General features: G+C 64.0%; 5 protein-coding genes. 4 read left to right on the plus strand and 1 reads right to left on the minus strand.

The genetic code is table 11. The features are described from left to right. Positions 1-700, minus strand: a 700-nt coding sequence (locus WCE35_RS02995) for a chromate resistance protein ChrB domain-containing protein (protein ID WP_424591855.1), incomplete at its 3' end; no start/stop codon positions are given. 310 nt (positions 701-1,010) lie between these two features. On the opposite strand from WCE35_RS02995, the gene WCE35_RS03000 reads away from it, so the two are divergent. From WCE35_RS03000 to WCE35_RS03015, 4 genes are all read left to right on the plus strand, one after another. Continuing rightward, positions 1,011-1,385 carry a hypothetical protein gene (locus WCE35_RS03000; RefSeq protein ID WP_424591856.1) on the plus strand — a complete coding sequence of 125 codons (375 nt, stop codon included), beginning with the start codon at positions 1,011-1,013 and terminating at the stop codon, positions 1,383-1,385. A gap of 18 nt (positions 1,386-1,403) precedes the next feature. After that, complete coding sequence (locus WCE35_RS03005; RefSeq protein WP_424591857.1) at positions 1,404-2,099, plus strand: hypothetical protein; 696 nt, start codon at positions 1,404-1,406, stop codon at positions 2,097-2,099. 320 nt (positions 2,100-2,419) lie between these two features. Further along, entirely contained in the window at positions 2,420-2,992 is a 573-nt protein-coding gene (locus tag WCE35_RS03010) for a hypothetical protein (RefSeq protein WP_424591858.1), read from the plus strand. Positions 2,993-3,022: 30 nt separating this feature from the next. Next, positions 3,023-4,073 (plus strand): MFS transporter (locus tag WCE35_RS03015; RefSeq protein WP_424591859.1); only part of this gene is annotated, 1,051 nt, incomplete at its 3' end.

Below are 4,073 nucleotides of genomic sequence, written 5' to 3' on the forward strand. Positions count from 1 at the left end.
ACATCCGCGACAGTCCGAGCGACGCCGCCAGCAGTCCGGGCGCTTCCGGCGCCAGGTCGAGCCGTCCGGTGTCGGCGGCGCGTACCATGGTGGCGAGCCGCAGCAAGGGCGGCGTGGCGAGGCCGAATTCCTCGATCATGACGTCGAAGGTGCAGAGCTCGCCGCGGTGGCTCCAGAACACGTTTTCGATATCGAAGGGCGTGGCGTTGAAGCGCTCGCCGACGGCTGTGACCTCGGAAGGCGCCACGAACAGGAACACCGCGCCGGGATCGACGAACCGGCGGATCAGCCAGGGGCAGGCGACGCGATCGATCTTCGGCCGCGCCCGGGTCACCCAGACGGTGCGCCCCCGCGCATCGCGTGCCGGCAATCTGGCCGCGTTGACCAGCGGAAGTTTGGCGTCCTTCCAGCCTTCAAACCCGCCTTCAAGGGTCTCGGCGGTGACGTCGGCATGCCGCAGCCAGGCGGCGGTGCCCTGCGCCAGTTTCTGGCCGCGCTGACAGACGACGATCGCCGGCCGGCCGGAAAATTCCCTGGCCCAGTCGGCGGCGTCCTGGTGGCTGCGCCTGATCGCGCCGGGCAAAAGCCGCTGGTCGGCGGCAAAATCCTCGTCGGTACGGACGTCGATCAGGACCGGCGTCCTTGCGGTGCCGATCAGACGGGAAAGTTTTTCGGACGATATCGAAGTGGGGGATGACATGGTTGCGCCCTCGTGAAGCAGAACGGGACGCGATGCTTGGGCTTGTCGCCTCATGGGGAGATCGCAGGGTCCCCATACCGCCATTACAGCGAAACCCGCGCGGGCTGTCAATCCGCCAGCCGAGGCATGCGCCAGCCGGGGCCAGGGCCACTTCCGGGCTAATCCGTCCATCGTGGAGAGTTTCGCGCGAAGCTGCCGTCACTTGCGCTGGATCAATCATCGGCGGGCCCGCCAAGCAAAAAATGCTTCTTGTGCCGACCGTTGGACCGACTCCGATCGGCCGATGCGACGGATGGAAGGAGGCGCTGCGATGACCTCAAGACAGCTTGCAGGATTGATAGGACCCACATTGGTTGCGCTAGGCGCCACCGAGGCGCTCAACATTCGCTCCTTCGAGAACCAGATTGCACCGGTCGTCTATCTCAACGGAACGATCCTGTTCGTCGTTGGCCTTGCGCTGGTCCGCGCGCACAATCGCTGGGCATGGGGATGGCCGACCCTCATTACCGTCACCGGTTGGGTGCTCCTGCTGGGTGGTCTCTATCGCATGATCGCGCCGGAGGCACCGCAAGCCCATGGCAGCCCCGAGAGCTACGCGATGTTCGCGGTTATCGTCGCGATCGGCCTGTTCTTGAGCTTCAAGGGATACGGCTCGGAAACCGCTCGGACGGGCGTCCCGAACTAGCGTTGCTGCGCAATCCAGATGTTGAAGATCGCTCCAGCCTTACCGGGACAATGGCGTCAGCTGGCGGGTTTCGCCATTCTGGCGCTTGTCGCGGCCGCCGCCGCCCGGGCGCTTGATCTCCGGGGCGTCGGCTCGTTCTTTGAACCTTATTTCGCCGGCTTCAGTTCCGCTTCGGTATTCGGCGCGACGGCTGTAATCGGCGTCATTTCTCTGAGAGTTCTTCAGGCCAGTGGTTGGTTCGGCACGCGTCAACGAGGTGACCCGATCGGCGTTGGCGTCGCGGCCGTGCTCGCCACGCTGTTTGCGATATCGGTCGTCACCGTCGACCGCTTCGTTGGCATCAAAGTCATCAATGTGCCGATGCCGTGGTCGCTTCTGTTCTATCCGACGGTCGCACTTGTCGTGGAGGTTTTCTTCCACACAATGCCGCTTGCACTCATGTTCGCGAGCCTGAGGTCGATTGCGCGCTCCGACTCTGATCGCGTCGGCTGGGTGTGCATCATCGTTGTGTCGCTTCTGGAGCCCGCATATCAGCTGCGGTTCGAACTGGCCGGCCGATCGCTTTCCTGGCTTGACACCTACGTCTGGACCCACGTGTGGGCGATCAATCTCGTCCAGCTATACCTTCTCCGCCGCTTCGGTTTCGCGTCGATGTACGGGATGCGGCTCGTGTATTACTTCGATTGGCACATCGTTTGGGGGTATTTGCGATGACGGCTCCAGCCCGTAGGATAGGTCACCTTCGTGAAACAGCATTGATGCGTATCGTTTCCCACGCGCCGTCAACCCGTTCTCACATTGGCAGCTTGCGAACGTTCCGATTCCGATCTAGCCTGCGTCCACGGGGGCATGCAGGCTCCCCGTCAGACGGTCCTCCGTCCAAGCTCTGCGCACACTCGACGTGTCGAGGATGGCGCATGGATAGAGGTGGGCCCAGGCTTCGTTACCTCATCAGATCAGATCTGAGCGCTGCTCTCGTCGCGTGTACCCTCGCGTGGGCCGGATTGCCCGCGTCCGCGCAGACAGGAGCCACCATGATTGCCATCGATCGCATGACGCCAGGATCGCCTCCGGCCGGGTTCACCTTTGCGCGGACCGGACGGGGCGGAGAAGGCGAATGGACCGTTACGGCTGATCCAACCGCCGTCGCCGGGCGCGCGATCGAGCAGACCAGCACCGACCGCACCGATGACCGGTTTCCGCTCGCGATCCTTGAAAGCCTGTCGGTTGCCAACGTCAACGCGGAAATCCGCTTCAAGGCGGTCGCGGGCAAGATCGACCAGGCCGCCGGCATCGCCGTGCGGCTGCGGAACGCCGACAATTACTATGTGGTCCGCGCCAATGCGCTTGAGGACAATGTCCGGTTCTATCGCCTCGTCGATGGCCGGCGCGAACAATTGGGCGGCTCCAATCTGAAGGTCACGCCGAAAGAGTGGCATTCCCTCGCGCTGCGCGCCGAAGGCGAGCGCTTTACCGTCACTTATGACGGCAAAACGCTGTTCACCGTGACCGACAGGACTTTCGTGGAAGCCGGTGGCATTGCGCTCTGGACCAAGTCCGACAGCGTGACCCGATTCGACCGCGTGACGGTCACGCCCCTGCCATAGAAGATGATAAGCAAGCTTCGGAAAGCATGAATGACGGACGTCCCGGGCAAGCCACAGCGTTCGACCGAGGTCTCACTGATCTCGCTGCTGTATCTGGCGCGGGGGTTGCGCGGCTTCGGGGATGGCTTTGCCATCATCATCCTGCCCGCCTACATGACGGCGCTGGGTTACGACGCCATCGCGGTCGGCATCGTGGCGACGGCGTCACTGCTGGGCACGGCGCTGCTGACCCTGGTGGTCGGCTGGATGGCGCCGCGCCGCGACCTGCGCGCGCTTCTGATCTTCGGGGCGGGCCTGATGGCGGCGACCGGCCTCGCATTCCCCAATATCGAGCATTTCGTCCTGATAGCGCTGGTCGCGTTTGTCGGCACGATCAATCCGTCGGGCGGCGATCTCGGCGTCCTCGTTCCGCTGGAGCACGCGGTGCTGGCGCGCAGTGCGACGGACGAGACGCGCACCCAAATCTTTGCGCGCTACAGCCTGATCGGGGCGCTCTGCACGGCGGCAGGCTCGCTTGCCGCCTCCATGCCCGATCTGTTCGTCTCCGTGGGAAGCACGAAGCTCGGCGCATTCCGCCTGATGTTCTACGCCTACGCTGCGCTGGGCGTCTTGAGCGCGGCGCTCTATCGTCATGTCCCGCACGCGCGGACCGACGAGAAAGCACCGCAGGCGCCGCTCGGACCCTCGCGCGCGACGGTCTACAAGCTCGCCGCGCTGTTCAGCGTCGACGCCTTCGCCGGCGGCTTTGTCGCCCAATCTTTGCTGGTGCTCTGGCTGTTCCAGCGTTTTGACCTTTCGTTGTCGGCCGCGGGACTGTTCTTCTTCTGGTCGAGCACGCTGAGCGCCTTTTCCTATCCGGTGGCCGCCTGGATCGCCAGGCGCGTCGGCCTCGTCAATACCATGGTGTTCACGCACATTCCCTCCAGCGTGTTCCTGATCCTGGCAGCGTTTTCGTCCAACCTGTATGTGGCGCTCGGGTTGTTGCTGCTGCGCTCGGCGCTGTCGCAAATGGACGTGCCGACCCGCACCTCCTATGTCATGGCCGTGGTCACGCCGGCGGAACGGCCTGCCGCCGCCAGCG

This window comes from Bradyrhizobium sp., assembly GCF_049691595.1.
In the GTDB taxonomy this organism is placed as follows: Bacteria; Pseudomonadota; Alphaproteobacteria; order Rhizobiales; family Xanthobacteraceae; genus Bradyrhizobium.

Excerpts from the sequence above, each read along its gene's own strand:
- WCE35_RS03000 (WP_424591856.1), top strand. The coding sequence starts at position 1,011 with ATGACCTCAAGACAGCTTGCAGGATTGATAGGACCCACATTGGTTGCG.
- WCE35_RS03005 (WP_424591857.1), top strand. The coding sequence starts at position 1,404 with ATGTTGAAGATCGCTCCAGCCTTACCGGGACAATGGCGTCAGCTGGCG.
- WCE35_RS03010 (WP_424591858.1), top strand. The coding sequence starts at position 2,420 with ATGATTGCCATCGATCGCATGACGCCAGGATCGCCTCCGGCCGGGTTC.